An 18939-nucleotide genomic window follows, 5' to 3' on the forward strand; every position below is an offset into this window, starting at 1 on the left:
TTGCGTCCTTGATTCCATGAAAGGTACGGGCCCGGCTCCGTCGTTGGAGCAGGTGCGTAAGCTGGTGATACAGGTCAGCGCAAGACGTAATCAGCCCATCGCTTCATCCAACGTTAATATTTCCTTCACAAATCCTCCATCAGAAAATTCCTACCCCCCCCCACGCCCCTGTCCAAGGTCACTTGGCAAGCCACATCGGCCCCGGCTAGCGTCCGTGGATTCATGTTTCTGGTGAGGGGAACTGCATGGCATCGACGTTGTTGCGCACCGGGGTGGCACTGGCGCTGCTTTCATTGAGCACGGCACCGGCGGTGGGCGCCTCGCGCTTCGTCGCCGATCCCTACCCCAGCACCTACCAGGCACACCCCGATGCACCGGTGCTGATCCAGAACGCGACCGTGCTGACCGGCACCGGCCAGCGCCTGGACAACGCCGACGTGCTGCTGCGCGAGGGCCGCATCGTTGCCGTCGGCCGCCAGTTGCAGGCCGATGCTGGTGTCACCCGCATCGATGCGCAGGGCAAGTGGGTCACACCGGGCCTGATCGACGTGCACTCGCACCTGGGCGTGTACCCCAGCCCGGGCGTCGGCGCGCACAGCGACGGCAACGAGATGACCGCGCCGGTCACCGCCAACGTCTGGGCCGAACACTCGGTGTGGCCGCAGGACCCGGGTTTCGCCACCGCACTGGCCGGCGGCGTGACCAGCATGCAGGTGCTGCCGGGCTCGGCCAACCTGGTCGGTGGTCGTGGTGTGACCCTGAAGAACGTCCCCGCCATCACCTACCAGGCGATGAAGTTCCCCGGCGCGCCGTGGGGGCTGAAAATGGCCTGCGGCGAGAACCCGAAGCGGGTCTACGGCGGAGGCAAGGGCGTCGCTCCGGCCACGCGGATGGGCAACGTTGCCGGTTACCGCGCCGCCTTCATCGATGCCGCCGACTACATCGCCAAGAACAAACCGAAGCCGGCCAAGCGCAAGGGCTGGTTCGGCAGCGACAAGGGCGACAGCGCCGGTGATGCTGGCGGCAAGCGCGATCTCAAGCTGGACACGCTGGCCGGTGCGATCGAGGGCGACATCCGCGTGCATATCCATTGCTACCGCGCCGACGAGATGGCCACCATGCTCGACCTGGCCAAGGAATTCGGCTTCAAGGTGGCCGCCTTCCACCACGGCGTGGAGGCCTACAAGCTGGCCGACCGGCTGGCCGCCGACGGCGTCTGCGGCGCGCTGTGGGCCGACTGGTGGGGCTTCAAGATGGAAGCCTTCGACGGTATTCCGGAGAACATCGCATTGGTCGATCGGCCGAAGAACAGCTGCGCCATCGTCCATTCCGACTCCCCCGAAGGCATCCAGCGCCTGAACCAGGAAGCGGCCAAGGTGATTGCCGCCGCGCGCCGCGCACGCATGCCGGAGATCCCCCCCGAACACGCCATCACCTGGATGACCGCCAACGCCGCCAGGGCGCTGGGGATTGAAGGCCAGACCGGCACCCTGGAGGCCGGCAAGATGGCCGACGTGGTGGTGTGGAACGGCAACCCCTTCAGCTCGTACGCGCTGGCCGAGCAGGTCTTCATCGACGGCCGCCGCCTGTACGACCGCAGCGCACCTGCGGCCACGCCACGTTCCGACTTCCAGCTTGGCCAGGAGGTGCACTGATGCGCGCGTTGAACAAGCGTCGCCGGGCATGGCTCGGCGCTACGGTCATGGTGCTGGCCTGCCTCTCCGCATCCGCGCAGGCGCAGGACCTGCTGGTGCGCAACGCGACCGTGCATACGGCCAGCACGCGCGGCAGCCTGCAGCACGCCGATGTGCTGGTGCAGGGCGGGATCATCCGCGCAGTCGGCAGCGGGCTGTCCGCCCCGGCCGGCGCCAGCGTGGTCGAGGCCGATGGCCGCCCGCTGACACCGGCGCTGTTCGGGGGCATCACCGAGATCGGCATCGAAGAGGTCTCCGGTGAAGCGAGCACGGTCGACAGCACGTTGAAGATCGGCGAACAACCGTTGCGCCCCGAGTTCGATGTCACCCTGGCGTACAACCCGGCCTCGGTGCTGATCCCGGTGGCACGCCTGGACGGCATCGGCTTCACCGCCCTGGGGGCGGCCACCGGTGGCGGCTTCGTTGCAGGCCAGGGTGGCGTGATGCGGCTGGACGGCAGCGCCGATCCCCTCGGGCCGCGCGCGCTGTTCCTGCGCCTGGGGTCGGCCGTAGTGGAGCTGACCGGGCAGTCGCGTGCAGCGCAATGGATGCTGCTGCAGCAGATGGTGGACGAGGCGCGTGGCCAGGTTGCCGCGGACTCACCGCACGCGCTGCTGACGCCGGCCGGGCGCCGCACGCTCAGCCGCTACCTGGCCGGGCACGGCCGCATCGTGGTGGAGGTGGACCGCGCGGCGGACATTCGCCAGCTGCTGCGCTGGGCCGCCCGCGAAAAGGTGAAGATCGCCATCGCCGGTGGCAGCGAAGCCTGGCAGCTCGCGCCGGAGCTGGCCGCCGCACAGGTACCGGTTTTCGTCGATGTGTTGTCCAACCTGCCGGCCAGCTTCGACCAGATCGGCGCCACGCTGGAAAATGCGGCACGCCTGCAACGTTCCGGCGTGGCGGTCTCGTTCGTGCAGCGTGGCGACGCCTCGCACAACGCCCGCAAGATGCGCCAGCTGGCCGGCAATGCCGTGGCCAACGGTTTGCCCTGGGCCGACGGCCTGGCCGGCCTGACCCGGGTGCCGGCGCAGGCGTTCGGCGTGGCCGACCAGATCGGCAGCATCGAGCCGGGCAAGCGTGCCGACCTGGTGCTGTGGGAGGGCGACCCGCTGGACGTGGCGCACTATGCCGAACAGGTCTGGCTGGGCGGCCGGGCGATGCCGATGCGCTCGCGCCAGACCGAACTGCGCGACCGCTACCTGCAGCGCAACGCGCAGCCCTGACCTCCAGTTATTCAAGGAAACCTGCATGGCCACCCTGCGCTGGTACTTCGACTTCGTCTCGCCCTATTCCTACCTGCACTGGCAGAAGCTGAAGCAGCTACCCCAGTTCGCACAGATCCAGACCGTGCCGATCGCCTTCGGTGCCGTGCTGCATCACCTGGGCAACCTCGGGCCGGCCGAGATTCCGGCCAAGCGCCGCTTCATGTACCGCCAGCTGCTGTGGACTGCGCAGGCCGAAGGAACACGGCTGCGGTTCCCGCCGGGCCACCCGTTCAACCCGTTGTCTGCCCTGCGGCTGTGCCTGGCCGCCGGTGGCAGCGTGCAGGCGGTGGACGTGCTGTTCGACTGGATCTGGCGCGACGGCAATGCCGCCGATAGCGCCGAGGCCCTGCGCGAACCGGCTGCGCGGCTGGGGATCGAGGATGTCGCCAGCGCCATCGCGGCCCCCGCGGTCAAGGAGCAGCTGCGGAGGAACACCGAGGCCGCCATTGCTGCCGGCGTGTTCGGCGTACCAACCCTGGCCATCGATGACGAACTGTTCTGGGGCAACGACGCCCATCCGTTGATGGCCGCCGTGCTGGCCGATCCCGCCCTGCTGCAGCAGCCCGAATGGCAGCGCCTGGCCGAACTTCCGGTGGCCGTGCAGCGCAGTCGCTGAACAGGGCCTGGCGCGTTTCCCTCGCGCGCCACGCCAGAATTTGAGATAGATTTCACGTTTCCGAACCTACAACCGCCCTGGAGGGGGAGCCGCGGATGCGCATCGGAATCGTCGTCGACTCGGCCTGCGACCTGCCGCAGGACTTCATTGCCGAGCACAACATCGTGCTGCTGCCGATCACCGTCCGCATCGGCGAAGCCGTGCTGGCTGATCATCGCGATGAGCAGGCCACGCTGAGTTTCCTGCATGCACACGTGGCCGAGCACGGTGCCGAGGCGGAGACCATCCCCTTCAGTGTCAACCAGATCCGCGACCTGTTCCTGCAGCAGCTGGTGATCGATTACGACCACGTGTTCTGCATGACCATCACCAAGACCCGCAGCCCGATCCACGACAATGCGCTGCAGGCCAGCTTCGCCATCCTCAACGACTACAAGCCGGTGCGGCAGGCGGCGGGCTACAACTCGCCGTTCGCGCTGCGCGTGCTCGATACCCAGAACCTGTTCGCCGCGCAGGCGGTGACTGCGGTGGAGGCGGTTCGCCTGCGTGACAGTGGCGCCAGCGTGCAGCAGATCCGCGAGCGGCTGGAAGAACTGGCCGGCAATGTGCACGGCTACATGATCACCCGCGACCTGTACTACATGCGCGCGCGTGCACGACACAAGGGTGACCGCAGCGTCGGCCTGCTCAGCGCCGCACTGGGCAGCGCGCTGGACATCAAGCCGGTGCTGCACGGCTACCGTGGCCAGACCGGGCCGGTGGCCAAGATCAAGGGCTTCGACAGTGCCGTGCAGAAGCTGTTCGCGGTGGTCAGCCAGCGCGTGCGTGCCGGGCTGATGACGCCGACGGTATGCGTCAGCTACGGCGGTGAGCTGGATGAGCTGCGCAGCCTGCCCGGCTACGCACAGATGAAGGAGGTCTGCGCCGGCCATGGCGTGACCGTGTACGAATCGGTGATGAGCCTGACCGGCATGGTCAATGTCGGCAAGGGCGCGGTCACGGTGGGTTTCGCCGATGGGCCACATCGGTTTGAATGAAGGCCGACCGTGGCTGGAATCTGCACATCGATTCCACCACGGTTGTGCCAGCCTTGCCGCACTTCAAGGAGAACTTCATGCCTGCGCAGTACCACATCAGCCTGCCCGACCCGTCCAAGGCCCGCGGCAACGACCCTGACCTGTCCTTCCATTCGCAGGGCGCCGCCGGTTTCGCCGAAGAGCTGCAGGACGCCCTGCGCAGCGGCACGCTGTTCGAGCGCTGGAAAGCCAAGCAACCCGACCCGGATGCGGTGGAACCGCAGTGGGGCGTGACCGATCCGGACGCCACCGTGACCGGCGAGCAGAAGGACCTGCGCATCAACCTGGTCGCCACCACCCGTATCGACAGTGACGTGTTCAAGCAGCGCCTGCGCCTGCTGGCCGGCCACCACTGGGAACTGCGCGACGTGCGTTGAGGCCACGCCGTGGTAGTGCCGGCCGCTGGCCGGCAACCGAGGTGATGCCGGCCAGCGGCCGGCACTACCCAGTGCGATGTCCCTGGACGGGCGGCACGCCATGGGCTGGTCCGCTCAACAGTCCATGGTGCCGTGCGCGTTGCCCTCGTCATCCAGCACGCGCGCATGCAGGACCACCCGGTTGCGGCCGGCACGCTTTGCGGCATACAGGCCGGCATCGGCATCGGCCAGCAGCTGGTCGGCACTGGCCAGCGCCGGTGGGTGCAGGTAGCCCACGCCGACGCTGATGCTGACCGGGCCTTCCGGCAATGGCAGCGCTTCGACCGCTTCGCGCAGGCGCTCGGCCAGCGCCAGCACGCCCGACAGTGGGCTTCCAGGCACAATGACAGCGAATTCTTCACCGCCATAACGCGCAACGCTGTCACTGCCGCGACCTGCGACGCCCTTCAGCACCCCGGCCACCGCCTGCAGGCAACGATCACCGGCCGGATGGCCGTGCCGGTCGTTGAAGGCCTTGAAGTGGTCGATATCCACCAGCAGCAGGCCCAGCTCGGTGCCGCTGCGCCGCGCGCGATTCCACTCGGAGGTCAGCCGCGCGTCGAACTCGCGGCGATTGGCCACGCCGGTGAGGCCATCCTGCCGCGCCAGTTGATCCAGCGCCGCCTGACGCTCCAGCAGATCGGTCTGCAGCAGGACGCTGCGCAGGCCGAAACCAAGGGTGGCTACGACGAAGCCCGCGACGGCCAACGGCCGCGCATGATCGACCACCAGCGTGCCGACCACCAGCAGCAGCAACGGCAGGATGATCGGACCGGCGGCTTGCACCGTCCTCGCCAGCCGCGGGTGTGCCGTGGTGCCTGTGTCCGGCGCCGTGTCCAGCGCCATGCAGGCGATCAGCAGAAAAGGTACGTCGATCAGCAGGTCGTTGAACGCACCGAATGCATCATCGGAGGTGTAGTGGTTGATGTAGTAGGCCACCAGCAGATAGGCCAGTGCGTACAGCGCCAGTGCACGGAAGAACCTGCGCCGTTCGGGCACGTCGCCGGCCAGCCATCGCACCACGGCGAACGCGGCGATACACAGGTTCTGGATGTCGAACATGCGCTGCATGTTGGACATGGCATGGGCGTCGACCTCGACACGGGCGGCGAACGATGCGGTGTGCACGAAGAACAGCACACCCAGCAGCGCCGCCATCGCCGCGTCGATCAGGCTGATGCTCGGGCGCTCGCGGCGTGCCCGGGCCAGGATGAACACCAGCGGCACGCCATACAGCACGTACAACAACAGGCTGACGCGTGGGGTGAAGTCAGCCCGGCCGGCACCCAGCGCATCCACCATGTTGAACGTCATGCCACCGGCCCACAGCAGCAGTGCCATCGCGGTAGAACGCCAGCCCAGAGCGGCGCGGTCACGTTGCGCCCGCAGCAGGCACGCGGCGGCGGCCAGCAGCGGTGCGCCGGTCAGGAACAGGAAAGAACCCACGCCCGCCGGGCTCGGCCAGAACGCCACGGCCAGCCCATGGCAGAGCACGTACAGCAGCGCCAGCACTACCGGCATGCATCCCCCCGATCCGCAAGGCCGTCTGAGCGCACGATAGCGCGCCGGCACGCCACAGCGGCGTGATCCACTGCGGCAAAACGGCACTCCGCGTGCATCACCATGGTAGTGCCGGCCGCTGGCCGGCAATCCCAGGGAATTGCAGGGCTGCGGATTGCCGGCCAGCGGCCGGCACTACCGGAAAGCCCTCAGGCGTGCAGCGCGTGGGGGTGATGGACCGGCACGCCACAGCGGCGTGATCCACTGCGGCGAAACGACGCTCCGCGTGCATCGCCAGGGTCGTGCCGGCCGCTGGCCGGCATCCGTGGGAATCACGCGGCGGCAGGTTGCCGGCCAGCGGCCGGCACTACCGGAAAGGCCTCAGGCGTGGAGCGCGTGGGGGTGATGGACCGGCACGCCACAGCGGCGTGATCCACTGCGGCAAAACGACACTCCGCGTGCATCACCATGGTAGTGCCGGCCGCTGGCCGGCAATCCCAGGGAATTGCAGGGCTGCGGATTGCCGGCCAGCGGCCGGCACTACCGGAAAGCCCTCAGGCGTGCAGGGCGCGGGCGTGGTGGGCGACGTGCTCGCCGATGAAGCTGGCGATGAAATAGTAGCTGTGGTCGTAGCCCGGCTGCAGGCGCAGGGTCAGCGGATGGCCGGCTGCGGCGCAGGCCTGCTGCAGGCGCTGCGGCTGCAGCTGGGTCTGCAGGAACTCGTCCGCCTCGCCCTGGTCGACCAGCAACGGCAGGCGCTCGCTGGCCGTCGCCAGCAACGCACACGCGTCCCACTGCGCCCAGTCGGCTGGGTTGTCGCCCAGATAAGCCGTGAACGCCTTCTGCCCCCACGGTACGTGGCTGGGCGCGACGATCGGCGAGAACGCCGACACACTGCGGTAGCGCCCCGGGTTGCGCAGCGCGATCACCAGCGCACCATGGCCGCCCATCGAATGGCCGCTGATCGCGCGTGCATCGGTCACCGCGAAGTTCGCCTCGATCAGCGCCGGCAGTTCCTGCGCCACATAGTCATGCATGCGGTAGTGCTTCGCCCACGGTGCACGGGTGGCGTTGAGGTAGAACCCCGCCCCCTTGCCCAGGTCATAGCCCTCGGCATCGGCCACGTCATCACCGCGCGGGCCGGTATCCGGCGCGACGATGATTACGCCGTGCTCGGCTGCATAGCGCTGCGCACCGGCCTTGGTGATGAAATTCTGCTCGGTGCAGGTCAGCCCGCTCAGCCAATACAGCACCGGCAGCTTCTGCGTTTCCGCCTGCGGCGGCAGGTACACGGCGAACTGCATGTCGCAGCCCAGCGTGGTCGAATGATGGCGGTAGACGTCCTGCCAGCCGCCGAAACTGGCGCGGTGTTCAATGCGTTCCATGGTGCTCTCCTGCGCGGCGCGTCAGCGCACGCGTGCTTCTGGTAGATGCCGACCTTGGTCGGCTTATCCACGCCCGGCGTGGACGCCTTGGTTGATCAGTTCATCCAGCTGTGCCAGCAGGCGCAGCAACGATTCGACGCCAGGCTGGCCGTCCAGGTTGCGGTACGCCGCGACCGCCACGTCACTGCGCGGTGGCCATTGGCCATCGGCGCGGGCTTCGTGCAGGCGCGGCAGGAACACCTGCGCCAGCCAGTGCTCGAACGGCATTTCATCAATGCCGAAGGGTGAGTCCACTGCGCGCGGCGGACCCACGACGCCTTCGACCCAACCCAGCACGCGCAACGCCTGCTCGATCGGATCAACCAGGGCCGCGCGCGGATCTTCCGCACGCGGCCTGCGCAAGGCATCGAACCAGCCCACGCTGCGGCTCAGTAATGGACCACCGAACGGATCGACTTGCCTTCATGCATGAGGTCGAAGGCGTCGTTGATCCTGTCCAGGTCCATGGTGTGGGTGACGAACGGGGCCAGTTCGATGTCGCCCTTCATCGCGTCCTCGACCATGCCCGGCAGCTGGCTGCGGCCCTTCACGCCACCGAAGGCAGTGCCCATCCACTTGCGGCCGGTCACCAGCTGAAACGGGCGGGTGGAGATCTCCTGCCCGGCACCGGCCACGCCGATCACCACGCTCTGGCCCCAGCCACGGTGCGCGCATTCCAGCGCCGCGCGCATCACGTTGACGTTGCCGATGCACTCGAAGCTGTGATCCACACCCCAGGTGGTCATTTCCACGATGACCTGCTGGATCGGCTTGTCGAAGTCCTTCGGGTTGATGCAGTCGGTGGCGCCGAATTCGCGCGCCAGTTCGAACTTGGACGGATTGGTGTCCACCGCGATGATGCGGCCGGCCTTGGCCTGGCGCGCACCCTGGATCACCGCCAGGCCGATGCCACCCAGGCCGAACACCGCCACGCTGTCGCCTTCCTGCACCTTGGCGGTGTTGTGCACCGCGCCGATGCCAGTGGTGACGCCACAGCCGAGCAGGCAGACGTGCTCCGGGTTGGCGTCCGGGTTGATCTTCGCCAGCGAGACTTCGGCCACAACGGTGTACTCGCTGAAGGTCGAGCAGCCCATGTAGTGGTACAGCGGCTCGCCGTTGTAGCTGAAGCGGCTGGTGCCATCGGGCATCACGCCCTTGCCCTGGGTGGCACGCACCGATACGCACAGGTTGGTCTTGCCGCTCTTGCAGAACAGGCACTCGCCGCACTCGGCGGTATACAGCGGAATCACGTGGTCGCCCGGCTTGACGCTGGTCACGCCCTCGCCCACTTCCACCACGATGCCGGCGCCTTCATGGCCCAGCACCACCGGGAACAGGCCTTCCGGGTCATCACCGGACAGGGTGAACGCATCGGTGTGGCAGACACCGGTATGGGTGATCTTCACCAGCACTTCGCCCTTCTTCGGCGGGGCGACGTCGATCTCGACGATCTGCAGCGGCTGGCCGGGACCAAAGGCGACGGCGGCACGTGACTTCATGATGGCTTCTCCAGGATCAGGCGGAAATGGGATACAGCGTGAGCGGCGCGACGTCGCGCCGTCGTTATTTCAGGTACGAGCGGATCAACGCGCTCATGTCGCGCACGCGTTCGGCGCGTTGTTCGTCGGAGGCGGCGGGCTGGCCGAATTCCTCGCGCAGATGGGCCTCCATCACCTCGGACATCAGGCCGTTGACCGCGCCACGGATGGCGGCGATCTGCTGCAGCACCGGCCCGCAGTCGGCGCCGGCTTCCAGCGCGCGGTCCAGCGCATCGCACTGGCCGCGGATGCGGCGCACGCGGGCCAGGACCTTCTTCTTCTCTTCGGGGGAGTGCGGCATGGCGGGCCAGCTCGGAACTATACTGGGGGATAGTATATACGCAAAAAGCAGAAGGGTTGACGCAATAGGCTGCTTGGCAGCTCTACGCCGGGTGCCTGCAGAAACCAGATGCAGCCACCGCACTGTCCTAGATGCACGTCATCCGCCGCGAGCTGGCCCAGCTGCCGCCGGCCCATGCCATCTGGTCGTTCGATGATAGGTAGCTGGAGCACGACCGATGGCGGCGCTCCGGCCTACCGGGTTCAGGCCTCCTCGCGCACGTAAGCGAACGACTCGTCCAACCGCTCGAAGCCGATCACATCAGCGACGATGGCCTGTGCGTCGTCTTCGCTGATGTTTCCTTCTTCAATATCGTCAACGCGGGCGAACAACCGCTGCAACGCCGCGAACTGGTCGCCGCGCAGGAACGACTGGTGGCTCTGCAGCCAGCGCTGCAGATTGCCGGCCAGCTCGCCATGCGACAGCAGCGTATACGGCGCTTGGTAGTCGGCAACGGCTTCGACCATCTTGCGGAACAGGAAATCCTGGTAGTTGGCGGCCAGCACATCGGCACGATCATCGTCATGCCACACGAGCACGACGGGCGGCTCGGCAGAATCGGGCGCGTTGCTCCAGAAGCAGTAGCTGTCGCCGCCGCCGGTCCGCGCGAACGGCAGCAGCTGCAGGTCGGAACGCAGGGGATTGTAGTGGTCCTCGGCGGTCAGCTCCTGCCACGCTTCGAGCAGCTCATCGTGTTCCAGTGGTTCGTATTCCTGCGCGTACAGCAGCACCGGCGGATCCGCCTGCAGCGTCGGGAACACCACCTCGGACCAATCCGGATGCGGACTGCCCCAGCTCAATCGGCCTGCTGTCTGCAACTGCTTGAACAAAGGGGGGAAGGCCTGCCCGGTGGCCTGTTCGATGTCAGAGAGTGCGCTCATGGAAGTCCTTGTCGATAGAGGTCGCCCAGCTTGCCCGAATCCTCGCAGGAGATGAACCGGCAGCAACAGGTGGCGGGACTAGACTGCAACCACCGGATGCAGGAAATCACTGCCATGAACGCCACTGCCCGCAACTTCATCATCAACATCGACGTGCCCGACCTGGCCGCCGCCGAAACGTTCTACCTGGCCGCGTTTGGATTGCGCATCGGTCGTCGGCTCGGCCCCGGCGCGGTGGAACTGCTCGGTGGACCCACGCCACTGTACCTACTGCAGAACGACGCCGGCAGCGCCGCCACCGAAGACGGCGACGTGCGTGACTACGAGCGCCACTGGACCCCGCTGCACCTGGACTGGGTGGTGGAGGACATCGACGCCGCGTTGATGCGTGCGGTCGCGGCCGGGGCGATGCTCGAGCAACCGGTGCGCGAGCGCCGCTGGGGCCGTATCGCCGTGCTGGCCGATCCGTTCGGGCACGGCTTCTGCCTGATCCAGTTCAGTGGCGAAGGCTACGACGCGCTGGTCGAATGAATTGCCGTCTGCATTGCGGGCGCCAATCCACGCATGGCGCGGATCTACTGGTCTGGTCCTGGTGGACGCCATCCGGTAGATGCCGACCGTTGGTCGGCACTCCTGCAGCACCTCACTCCCGCAACATATCCACGAACGCACGCAACGCACCGGGCATCTGCCGTTGCTTCGGGTAGTACAGCGCAAACCCGGCGAACGGTTCGCTCCAGTCTTCCAGCACCGCCACCATCTGCCCCGATTCGATGTACGGCCGCGCGGTGTCTTCCAGCACGTAGGCCAGGCCGATGCCATCAAGCACCGCGCCGACCACGGTGCCCTGCTCGCTCAGCGTCAGCCGTCCGGGCACGTCGATTTCCAGCGCCTGCCCACCGCGCTCGAACTGCCACTTGTACAGATGCCCGCTGGCAAAGCGGAAGCGGATGCATTCATGCGCGGCCAGGTCGCGCGGATGCAGCGGCGCCGGATGCCGCCGCAGGTAATCCGGCGAGCCGACGATCAGCCCGCGCAGCGGTGGCCCCATCGGCACCGCCACCATGTCCTCGGGCACGAACTCGTGCAGGCGCACGCCCGCGTCGTAGCCCTCGGCGACGATATCGACCAGCCCATCATTTTCGGTCAGCTCCACCCGCACGTCGGGATGAGCGTGCAGGAAGCGCGCCAGCCGAGGCCGCAGCTGGGTCGCCACCGCCGCGCGGGTGGCGTTGATGCGCAGCAGGCCGGCCGGGGCGGCGCGGAAGTGGTTCATTTCTTCCAACGCGTCATGCACCTGCCCCAGCGCCGGCTGCAAGCGCTCCAGCAGGCGCTGCCCGGCCTCGGTCAGGGCCACGCTGCGCGTGGTGCGGTGGAACAGGCCCACGCCCAGTCGTTCTTCCAGCGCGCGGATCGCATAGCTCACCGCCGAGGTCGACAGCGCCAGCTCGGCGCCAGCGCGGCGGAAGCTGCGGTGGCGGGCAACCGCCGCGAACGCGGCCAGGTGGGAAAGGTTGTCAGTGGCCATGATTGTGCAGTTTCACTTGATGAATCATGCCGATATCCACGCTTCTTGCCATTGGGAACGCGGCGTATTGTAAAGCGCCTTTCGATAAACCCTGCCAAGGATTCCCCATGTCCCTCGCCCGTGGTTACGCCGCCCATTCCCATACTGCTCCGCTGGTCCCCTATGAGTTCGAACGCCGTGCGGTCGGTCCCGACGATGTGCGCATCGAGATCCTCTACAGCGGCATCTGCCACTCCGACCTGCACCAGGCCCGCGATGACTGGGGTGGCTCGATCTACCCGATGGTGCCGGGCCACGAGATCATCGGCCGCGTCACCGAGGTCGGCAGCAACGTCACCCGCTTCAAGGTCGGCGACCACGCCGGCGTGGGTTGCATGGTCGACTCCTGCCGCCACTGCGACGCCTGCCAGCACGACCTGGAGCAGTACTGCGCCGAGGGCGCGACCTGGACCTACAACGGCCGTGAACGCGAAAGCGGCGCACCGACCTACGGCGGCTATTCCGACCACGTGGTGGTAGAGCAGCGCTTCGTGGTGAAGGTCTCCGACACCCTCGACCTGAAGGCGGCCGCACCGCTGCTGTGCGCCGGCATTACCACGTGGTCGCCGCTGCGCCATTGGAAGGTCGGCCCGGGCCAGAAGGTCGGCGTGATCGGCCTCGGCGGCCTCGGCCACATGGGCGTGAAGTTCGCCAAGGCGCTCGGTGCGCACGTGGTGATGATCACCACCACCCCGGAAAAGGGCGCCGATGCCAAGCGCCTGGGCGCCGATGAGGTGCTGGTCTCGCGCGATGCGGCGCAGATGAAGGCGCACGCCGGCAGCTTCGACTTCCTGCTCAATACCATCCCGGTCAGCCATGACACCAATCCGTACATGGGCCTGCTCAAGCGCGAAGCCACCATGTGTCTGGTGGGCGTGCTGACCGAACTGGACCCGCCGTTGACCGGCGGCAGCGTGATCTTCGGCCGCAAGCACCTGACCGGCTCGGCGATCGGCGGCATGGCCGAAACCCAGGAAATGATGGACTTCTGTGCCGAGCACGGCATCGTCAGCGATGTGGAGATGATCGACATCAGGAACGTCAACGAAGCCTGGGAGCGCATGGCGAAGAACGATGTGCGCTACCGCTTCGTGATCGACATGGCGACGTTGAAGAACGCGGCCTGAGCCAAGGCAGATGTGGAAATGAAAAACCCCGGCAATGCCGGGGTTTTTCTTCTGGTAGTGCCGGCCGCTGGCCGGCAACCCCGCATGACGGTCAGTACGCGAACTCGCGGAACACCGGATCGACGTCACCATGCCAGCGGCCATGGAACAGCGCCAGCTTGCGCTCGGCCGGGGTCAGGCCGGATTCGACGATCTCCTGCAGTACGTCCAGGAACTTGCTCTCGTCCTGGCCATCGGCATTGCGCGCCGCACGGCGCTTGAGGCCTTCCACGGAAATCCTGACCGCTTCCCGGGCCAGGTCGCGCACCGTGCCGTTGCGGAACGGCAGGTTCATTGCATGCTTCGGCACGCCGTCACGCAGCGCATGGCGCTCGGCCAGGGTGAAGTCACGCACCAGGTCCCAGGCAGCGTCCAGCGCAGTGTCGTCGTACAGCAGGCCCACCCAGAACGCCGGCAGCGCACACAGGCGGCTCCACGGGCCACCATCGGCGCCGCGCATTTCCAGGTACTTCTTCAGGCGCACTTCCGGAAACGCGGTGGTCATGTGGTCCGACCAGTCGCGCAGGGTCGGCAACGCGCCCGGCAGCACCGGCAGCTTGCCCTGCATGAAGTCGCGGAAACTCTGCCCGCTGGCGTCGTGGTAGGTGCCGTCGCGATAGGAGAAGTACATCGGCACGTCGAGCAGGTAATCGACATAGCGCTCGTAGCCGAATCCATCCTCGAACACGAAGTCGAGCATGCCGGTGCGGTCGGCGTCGGTGTCGGTCCAGATGTGCGAGCGATAGCTCAGGTAGCCGTTCGGCTTGCCTTCGGTGAACGGCGAATCGGCGAACAGCGCGGTGGCGATCGGCTGCAGCGCCAGGGACACGCGGAACTTCTTCACCATGTCCGCTTCGGTGGCGTAGTCCAGGTTCACCTGCACCGTGCAGGTACGGGTCATCATGTCCAGGCCCAGCGAACCGACCTTGGGCATGTACGCGCGCATGATCTTGTAGCGGCCCTTCGGCATCCACGGCATTTCATCGCGCTTCCACTTCGGCTGGAAGCCCATGCCGAGGAAGCCCAGCTGCAGTTCGCCGGCCACCTGCGCCACTTCGTTGAGGTGGGTGCCGGTCTCCACGCAGGTCTGGTGGATGGTCTCCAGCGCCGCACCTGACAGCTCCAGCTGGCCGGCCGGTTCCAGCGTCACCGAGGCCCCATCGCGCAGCAGGGCGATGGTGCAGCCATTCTCCTGTACCGGCTCCCAGCCGAAGCGGACCAGGCCGTTGAGCAGTGCTTCGATGCCGCGCTCCCCCTCGAAGGTCGGCGGTCGCAGGTCATCCAGGCGGAAACCGAACTTCTCGTGCTCGGTGCCGATGCGCCACTGCGCGCGGGGCTTCTCGCCGGAGGCGATCACCTCCACCAGCTGCGAGCGGTCGGTAATGGGGGTATCGGCGACGTGGCTGGGGCTCGACAAGGGGAAGGCTCGCTGGACGGTGGCGGGGGATGTGGGGCTCGCGGCCTTCCATCGCAAGGGCGCACTATAGCGTGGCACCTCGTTGCGTCATGCGACGGTGACGGGTTTCAGCATCCTACCGACGCCCTCTTGACCCTCGTACACTCAACGTCATGAGCCGCCATTCACGACACCCCGAACTGCACCGCTCCGAGCGCGTCGGCTGGCTGCGTGCCGCCGTGCTGGGCGCCAATGATGGCATCGTCTCGGTGGCCGGCCTGGTGGTCGGCGTGGCCGCCGGCGGCGCCTCCGCTACCACCATCCTCGCCACCGGCGTGGCCGGCACCGTGGCCGGCGCGATGTCGATGGCCGCCGGCGAGTACGTCTCGGTACAGACCCAGGCCGACACCGAGGACGCAGACCTGGCAATGGAAAGGCGCGAGCTGCGCGAAAATCCGCACAGCGAGCTGGAGGAGCTGGCTTCGATCTACCGCCACCGCGGCCTGGAGCCTGCGCTGGCACGGCAGGTGGCCGAACAGCTCACCGCCCATGATGCGCTGGGTGCCCACGCCCGCGACGAACTGGGCATCACCGATACCCTGCGCGCCCGCCCGCTGCAGGCAGCGCTGGCCTCGGCCGGTGCGTTCACCTGCGGCGCGGTGCTGCCTGTGCTGACCGCCCTGCTCGCACCGGTCGACAGGGTCGCACTGATGACCACGGCCAGTACCCTGCTCGGCCTGTGCCTGACCGGCGCAGTGGCGGCCAGGGCCGGCGGCGCACCGCCGGTTCGCGGCGCGATCCGGGTGATGTTCTGGGGCGCATTGGCGATGGCCGCGGCGGCCGGCGTCGGTCGCCTGTTCGGTGCCCACGTGTCATGACCGCCATGCTGCCACCGGCCACCGCACTGCTGGCCGAGATGGCCAGCCTGGCCGGCTGCGCACGCGCCGAAGGTTATGCGTGCATCACCGCTCGGCGCGAACATGGCGCCAGCTCGGTGGAGATTCCACAACCGCAGTTCGCGATCCTGCTGGAAGGCCGCAAGCAGGTGCGTACCGCGCACCAGTCGCTGGAGTTCATCCCCGGCGACATCCTGCTGCTGACCCAGCGCTGCCGCATCGATGTGGTCAACACCCCCGACCCACGCAGTGGCCGCTACCTCAGCGCCATCGTGCCGCTGTGTGCCGAAGTGCTGGCGGCCGCACGTACGCTGTGGAGCGGGGAGCTTCCCGCCGCCGGTCATGCGATGGCGCGACTGCCGTTGATCGATCATGGCGTGGTGCTGCGCCAGTGGCGGCAATCACTGCAGGACGGCCGTTACAGCGAAGCGCGGCTGGCCCTGGCCTCGTTGGTACTGACCCTGTGCCGGCAGGGCCACGGCAACCTGCTGCTGCCGCAGGCGCCGAGCCTGGGCGAACAGATCCGCGACCGCATCGCCGCCGAACCGGCTCGCGACTGGCAATCGCGTGATGTGGAAGCGCTGTTCGCGCTGAGCGGCGCGACCCTGCGCCGTCGGCTCGCCGCCGAGGACACCAGCCTGCGCCAGCTGCTCACCGAGGCCCGGCTGGCGCATGGCATGCAGTTGCTCTACACCACCGACCTGCCGCTGAAGACCGTGGCCGCACGCGCGGGCTACCGGTCTGCGGCCAGTTTCAGCAAGCGCTTCGCCGAGCAGTACGGGCTGGCTCCCACAGACATTTGAGGGGGTTCGGCAGGGCTTGCAGCCCTGCACCTGCAGACGCGACGGCAACAGCCGAAGCAACAGCAACAGCGTGCATTCCGTGAGGTGGCGGGACGGTGTCGGAGTGCGGGGACGCCGCAAGTACGTCCCTGTAGGCTTGGCAGCCGCATCCATGCGGCTGACACCCCGCACTCCGACACCGCCCCACCTCTGACAGATCGTCGCGGCTGTTGGTAGGTGTCGACCTTGGTCGACACATCTGTCAGACATCGAAATCGATCTGACCCCAAGAGAATTTCCAACAGATCACGGAAAACTGTCGAAGGCGGGGTGGGTCCGGTTGCGGGAGTGTCCGCGGCATGGATGCCGCGGCCAAGCCCCCATGGACGGGTTTACGGCGTCTCCCGCAACCGGACCCACCCCGCCATCCCACGGATAGCCCGCTGTTGCTGTTGCTGTTGCTGTTGCTGTTGCTTCGGCCGTTGCTCTGGCTCGTAGCGGGTGCAGGGCGCAGCCCTGCAGACAACACCCCCTTCCCTGAGCATTCCACGCAGTGGTTTGAGCGCCGTGCGCACGCCAGTCACGGCACGCTAGGCCAACGGAACCCCCGTCATCCACCGAGAACCCTCATGACCCTGCGCCACCTTCCCCTGCGCACCGCCCTGCTGCTGGCCCTGTCCGCCCTGCCACTGGCCGCGCTGGCCGAAGCCACCTCGCCCGCGCCCACCCAGCAGGTGCCCGGCGTCTACCACCAGCGCGTCGGTGCGCTGCAGGTCACCGCCCTGTTCGACGGCGTGGTCGCGCTGGGCCGGCAGGAAGTGGTCGACGTGCCGCCGACACTGGTCAGCCGCCTGTTGGAAGGCCGCTACGTGCCCGAAGACAAGAAGGGCCTGCAGACCGCGATCAACGCCTTCCTCGTGCGCCAGGGCAACCACCTGACCCTGGTCGATACCGGCACCGCGCAGTGCTTCGGCCCCGGCCTGGGCCAGGTGCTGGGCAACCTGCGCGCCTCCGGCGTGGACCCGGCCGAGGTGGACGAGGTGCTGCTGACCCACGCCCATCCGGACCACCTGTGCGGGGTGCTCGATGCGCAGGGCAAGCCGGCCTACCCGAATGCCACCGTGTGGCTGTCCAGGGCCGATGCCGACTACTGGCTCAATCCGGCCAGCGAGGCTTCTGCGCCGAAGGGTGTGCGCTTCGCCTTCCCGCTGGCACGCAACGCGGTGGCGCCGTACCAGGCCAGTGGCCACCTGCGCACGTTCAACCCCGGCGATGCCCTGCCCGGCGGCGCGGTGGCAATGGACACCCATGGCCACACCCCCGGCCACGTCTCCTACCGGTTCGACAGCCAGGGCCAGTCACTGCTGGTGTGGGGCGACGTGCTGCACTTCCATGCGGTGCAGTTCGCGCACCCCGAGGCCGCGTTCGAGGCCGATTCGGACCGCAAGGCGGCCATCGCCAGCCGTCGCGGGCTGCTGCAGCAGGCCACCGCCAACGGCTGGTGGGTGGCCGGTGCGCACCTGCCGTTCCCCGGCCTGGGCCACGTCCGCAGTGAAGGCCAGGCCTATGCGTGGGTCCCGGCGGAGTATTCGCCGTTGAAATGACCTCGTGTAGCGCCGAGCCCATGCTCGGCTACCACGCGCAGCGTGCCGGGATTCCGCAGCCGAGCGTAGGCTCGGCTCTACAGGAAGGCAGGGAAGGCCTTATTCCAGCCCCAGCCAGCCGCCGATCACGGCGCGGGCTTCGTCCACGCCGGTACGGTCTTCGCCGGAGAACACCTGCACGCTGACGCTGTCACCGTAGGCCGATTGCAGCTCCTTGCGCACCTTCTGCAGGGACTGCATCTGCTGGCTGCGGCTGAGCTTGTCGGCCTTGGTCAGCAGGGCGTGCGCCGGCAGGCCGCGCTGCACGGCATAGGACAGCATCTGCCGGTCGTAGTCCTTCAGCGGATGACGGATGTCCATCACCACCACCAGCCCCTTCAGGGCCTCGCGGGTGCGGAAGTACTTGTCGATGAAGGCCTGCCAGTGCGCCTGCAGGTCCAGCGGCACCTTGGCGTAGCCGTAACCGGGCAGGTCGACCAGATGCGCCTCCGGGGTGACCTGGAAGAACACCAGCTGCTGGGTACGGCCGGGGGTCTTGGAGACACGCGCCAGGGCGTTCTGGCGGGTCAGCGCGTTGAGCGCACTGGACTTGCCGGCGTTGGAGCGGCCGGCGAAGGCCACTTCGGCCCCTTCGTCGGGCGGCAGCTGCCGCACGTTATGGGCCGAAAGGTGGTAACGGGCGCGTTCGATGAGCAATGACATGTGCCTAGGATCGCATGTTGCGGCGCCGCGCGCCCGTGCCGGCGGCCTTTGCGGGCATTTTGCTGCACTGCTGCGT

Annotated in this window: 19 protein-coding genes; 10 read left to right on the top strand and 9 right to left on the bottom strand. The window is 67.4% G+C overall.

The genetic code is table 11. The features are described from left to right. The first annotated feature begins 245 nt into the window (after positions 1-245). The 5 genes from ACSDHM_RS15440 (at position 246) to ACSDHM_RS15460 (ending at position 5028) form a co-directional block, all read left to right on the top strand. Positions 246-1655 carry an amidohydrolase gene (locus tag ACSDHM_RS15440; RefSeq protein ID WP_065185374.1) on the top strand — a complete coding sequence of 470 codons (1410 nt, stop codon included), beginning with the start codon at positions 246-248 and terminating at the stop codon, positions 1653-1655. Continuing rightward, entirely contained in the window at positions 1655-2917 is a 1263-nt protein-coding gene (locus tag ACSDHM_RS15445; RefSeq protein ID WP_188240615.1) for an amidohydrolase family protein, read from the top strand. The genes ACSDHM_RS15440 and ACSDHM_RS15445 overlap by 1 nt, the downstream gene beginning before the upstream one ends. 25 nt (positions 2918-2942) lie before the next feature. Further along, on the top strand, positions 2943-3575 hold the full coding sequence (locus tag ACSDHM_RS15450; protein WP_111202285.1) for a 2-hydroxychromene-2-carboxylate isomerase: 633 nt from the start codon (positions 2943-2945) through the stop codon (positions 3573-3575). 95 nt (positions 3576-3670) lie between these two features. Further along, positions 3671-4612 (top strand): DegV family protein, encoded by a 942-nt coding sequence (locus ACSDHM_RS15455; protein WP_053501128.1) that lies wholly within the window; start codon positions 3671-3673, stop codon positions 4610-4612. A gap of 77 nt (positions 4613-4689) precedes the next feature. Next, positions 4690-5028, top strand: a complete 339-nt coding sequence (locus ACSDHM_RS15460) for a hypothetical protein (RefSeq protein ID WP_006469105.1) — start codon at positions 4690-4692, stop codon at positions 5026-5028. A gap of 114 nt (positions 5029-5142) precedes the next feature. Here the strand turns inward: ACSDHM_RS15460 and ACSDHM_RS15465 are convergent, their stop codons facing one another. The 6 genes from ACSDHM_RS15465 to ACSDHM_RS15490 form a co-directional block, all read right to left on the bottom strand. Further along, on the bottom strand, positions 5143-6588 hold the full coding sequence (locus ACSDHM_RS15465) for a GGDEF domain-containing protein (RefSeq protein ID WP_111008228.1): 1446 nt from the start codon (positions 6586-6588) through the stop codon (positions 5143-5145). A 533-nt stretch (positions 6589-7121) separates the two neighbouring features. Further along, positions 7122-7952 (bottom strand): S-formylglutathione hydrolase, encoded by an 831-nt coding sequence (gene fghA / locus ACSDHM_RS15470; RefSeq protein ID WP_439426371.1) that lies wholly within the window; start codon positions 7950-7952, stop codon positions 7122-7124. A gap of 63 nt (positions 7953-8015) precedes the next feature. Continuing rightward, the gene (locus ACSDHM_RS15475; protein WP_151354810.1) at positions 8016-8372 is read right to left on the bottom strand and encodes a YqcC family protein; all 357 of its coding nucleotides are present in this window, start codon (positions 8370-8372) and stop codon (positions 8016-8018) included. A gap of 8 nt (positions 8373-8380) precedes the next feature. After that, on the bottom strand, positions 8381-9490 hold the full coding sequence (locus ACSDHM_RS15480) for an S-(hydroxymethyl)glutathione dehydrogenase/class III alcohol dehydrogenase (protein WP_061479597.1): 1110 nt from the start codon (positions 9488-9490) through the stop codon (positions 8381-8383). Positions 9491-9554: 64 nt separating this feature from the next. Then, positions 9555-9830, bottom strand: a complete 276-nt coding sequence (gene frmR, locus ACSDHM_RS15485; RefSeq protein WP_005411009.1) for a formaldehyde-responsive transcriptional repressor FrmR — start codon at positions 9828-9830, stop codon at positions 9555-9557. A gap of 242 nt (positions 9831-10072) precedes the next feature. Then, entirely contained in the window at positions 10073-10750 is a 678-nt protein-coding gene (locus tag ACSDHM_RS15490; RefSeq protein WP_439426372.1) for an SMI1/KNR4 family protein, read from the bottom strand. Positions 10751-10864: 114 nt separating this feature from the next. On the opposite strand from ACSDHM_RS15490, the gene ACSDHM_RS15495 reads away from it, so the two are divergent. Then, a complete protein-coding gene (locus ACSDHM_RS15495) occupies positions 10865-11281 on the top strand; it encodes a VOC family protein (RefSeq protein ID WP_088497890.1) in 417 nt (138 codons plus the stop codon). 112 nt (positions 11282-11393) lie between these two features. On the opposite strand, the gene ACSDHM_RS15500 is transcribed toward ACSDHM_RS15495, so the two are convergent. Continuing rightward, positions 11394-12278: a LysR family transcriptional regulator gene (locus tag ACSDHM_RS15500; protein ID WP_061479601.1), complete on the bottom strand. Its 885-nt coding sequence runs from the start codon at positions 12276-12278 to the stop codon at positions 11394-11396. A gap of 107 nt (positions 12279-12385) precedes the next feature. Here ACSDHM_RS15500 and ACSDHM_RS15505 point away from each other — a divergent pair, with 107 nt between their 5' ends. Then, positions 12386-13444, top strand: a complete 1059-nt coding sequence (locus ACSDHM_RS15505; protein ID WP_061479602.1) for an NAD(P)-dependent alcohol dehydrogenase — start codon at positions 12386-12388, stop codon at positions 13442-13444. A gap of 91 nt (positions 13445-13535) precedes the next feature. Here ACSDHM_RS15505 and ACSDHM_RS15510 read toward each other — a convergent pair whose 3' ends face one another. Then, a complete protein-coding gene (locus ACSDHM_RS15510) occupies positions 13536-14900 on the bottom strand; it encodes a glutamate--cysteine ligase (protein ID WP_065185383.1) in 1365 nt (454 codons plus the stop codon). Between the two features lie 152 nt (positions 14901-15052). Here ACSDHM_RS15510 and ACSDHM_RS15515 point away from each other — a divergent pair, with 152 nt between their 5' ends. The 3 genes from ACSDHM_RS15515 (at position 15053) to ACSDHM_RS15525 (ending at position 18161) form a co-directional block, all read left to right on the top strand. After that, positions 15053-15757 (top strand): VIT1/CCC1 transporter family protein, encoded by a 705-nt coding sequence (locus ACSDHM_RS15515; protein WP_072167623.1) that lies wholly within the window; start codon positions 15053-15055, stop codon positions 15755-15757. Then, positions 15754-16578 (top strand): helix-turn-helix transcriptional regulator, encoded by an 825-nt coding sequence (locus ACSDHM_RS15520; RefSeq protein ID WP_061479605.1) that lies wholly within the window; start codon positions 15754-15756, stop codon positions 16576-16578. Before ACSDHM_RS15515 ends, ACSDHM_RS15520 begins: the two co-directional genes overlap by 4 nt. A 608-nt stretch (positions 16579-17186) precedes the next feature. Next, positions 17187-18161, top strand: a complete 975-nt coding sequence (locus ACSDHM_RS15525) for an MBL fold metallo-hydrolase (protein ID WP_134970508.1) — start codon at positions 17187-17189, stop codon at positions 18159-18161. 99 nt (positions 18162-18260) lie between these two features. Here ACSDHM_RS15525 and yihA read toward each other — a convergent pair whose 3' ends face one another. Further along, positions 18261-18863 carry a ribosome biogenesis GTP-binding protein YihA/YsxC gene (gene yihA, locus ACSDHM_RS15530; RefSeq protein ID WP_049414655.1) on the bottom strand — a complete coding sequence of 201 codons (603 nt, stop codon included), beginning with the start codon at positions 18861-18863 and terminating at the stop codon, positions 18261-18263. Between the last annotated feature and the right edge of the window lie 76 nt (positions 18864-18939).

Source organism: Stenotrophomonas sp. T8, assembly GCF_051853085.1.
Classification (GTDB): Bacteria; Pseudomonadota; Gammaproteobacteria; order Xanthomonadales; family Xanthomonadaceae; genus Stenotrophomonas; species Stenotrophomonas sepilia.

Coding starts and splice junctions, on each gene's coding strand:
- ACSDHM_RS15495 (WP_088497890.1), top strand. CDS start 10,865: ATGAACGCCACTGCCCGCAACTTCATCATCAACATCGACGTGCCCGAC.
- ACSDHM_RS15490 (WP_439426372.1), bottom strand. CDS start 10,750: ATGAGCGCACTCTCTGACATCGAACAGGCCACCGGGCAGGCCTTCCCC.
- ACSDHM_RS15500 (WP_061479601.1), bottom strand. CDS start 12,278: ATGGCCACTGACAACCTTTCCCACCTGGCCGCGTTCGCGGCGGTTGCC.
- ACSDHM_RS15440 (WP_065185374.1), top strand. CDS start 246: ATGGCATCGACGTTGTTGCGCACCGGGGTGGCACTGGCGCTGCTTTCA.
- ACSDHM_RS15525 (WP_134970508.1), top strand. CDS start 17,187: ATGACCCTGCGCCACCTTCCCCTGCGCACCGCCCTGCTGCTGGCCCTG.
- ACSDHM_RS15520 (WP_061479605.1), top strand. CDS start 15,754: ATGACCGCCATGCTGCCACCGGCCACCGCACTGCTGGCCGAGATGGCC.
- ACSDHM_RS15505 (WP_061479602.1), top strand. CDS start 12,386: ATGTCCCTCGCCCGTGGTTACGCCGCCCATTCCCATACTGCTCCGCTG.
- ACSDHM_RS15480 (WP_061479597.1), bottom strand. CDS start 9,490: ATGAAGTCACGTGCCGCCGTCGCCTTTGGTCCCGGCCAGCCGCTGCAG.
- frmR (WP_005411009.1), bottom strand. CDS start 9,830: ATGCCGCACTCCCCCGAAGAGAAGAAGAAGGTCCTGGCCCGCGTGCGC.
- fghA (WP_439426371.1), bottom strand. CDS start 7,952: ATGGAACGCATTGAACACCGCGCCAGTTTCGGCGGCTGGCAGGACGTC.
- ACSDHM_RS15515 (WP_072167623.1), top strand. CDS start 15,053: ATGAGCCGCCATTCACGACACCCCGAACTGCACCGCTCCGAGCGCGTC.
- ACSDHM_RS15450 (WP_111202285.1), top strand. CDS start 2,943: ATGGCCACCCTGCGCTGGTACTTCGACTTCGTCTCGCCCTATTCCTAC.
- ACSDHM_RS15465 (WP_111008228.1), bottom strand. CDS start 6,588: ATGCCGGTAGTGCTGGCGCTGCTGTACGTGCTCTGCCATGGGCTGGCC.
- ACSDHM_RS15455 (WP_053501128.1), top strand. CDS start 3,671: ATGCGCATCGGAATCGTCGTCGACTCGGCCTGCGACCTGCCGCAGGAC.
- ACSDHM_RS15445 (WP_188240615.1), top strand. CDS start 1,655: ATGCGCGCGTTGAACAAGCGTCGCCGGGCATGGCTCGGCGCTACGGTC.
- yihA (WP_049414655.1), bottom strand. CDS start 18,863: ATGTCATTGCTCATCGAACGCGCCCGTTACCACCTTTCGGCCCATAAC.
- ACSDHM_RS15460 (WP_006469105.1), top strand. CDS start 4,690: ATGCCTGCGCAGTACCACATCAGCCTGCCCGACCCGTCCAAGGCCCGC.